Origin of the sequence: Photorhabdus antumapuensis (assembly GCF_020387775.1) — a bacterium.
Classification (GTDB): domain Bacteria; phylum Pseudomonadota; class Gammaproteobacteria; order Enterobacterales; family Enterobacteriaceae; genus Photorhabdus; species Photorhabdus antumapuensis.
Window position 1 is genome coordinate 19,677 of record NZ_JAHZMK010000063.1, and the last position, 395, is coordinate 20,071.

At 34.7% G+C, this 395-nt stretch carries 1 protein-coding gene; it reads right to left on the bottom strand.

Annotation, left to right across the window (positions count from 1 at the left end):
* The coding region (locus KZ793_RS20835) for a contact-dependent growth inhibition system immunity protein (RefSeq protein WP_225817060.1) at positions 1-384 on the bottom strand (384 nt) is incomplete at its 3' end.
* Positions 385-395: the final 11 nt, after the last annotated feature.

Consider the following 395-nt stretch of genomic DNA (forward strand, 5'->3'; position numbering starts at 1 on the left):
CCAGCCTTCCAATTTTTCATGGAGAGATGGCTTTATCGTTATTTGATCATCAAGCAATTGGATTCCACAATTATGCATTTTTTTAAAAAGCTGACGTCTTGAACGATAATTGTGAGTTTCCATTAAGAGTTCAACCCACTCTTTATATCTCTCAGCCTTTCTTTCATTGTCAAAAAAATTATCATCGGGATCAATCAGCCGACTTTTAGAAAGAGCATCCAGAATTACAACACCTAACTTTTCATCAGAAACATCAGAAGTTAACATATAGTTGCCTCTCGAAGTATCTAAATTAAGTGAACGGTAACCAGAATAAGCTGTTACTGAGTAGAAATCGCCATTAAATACGCATCTAGCATTTTTCCATCTCTTAAAAATCTGCACTCATTATTTCA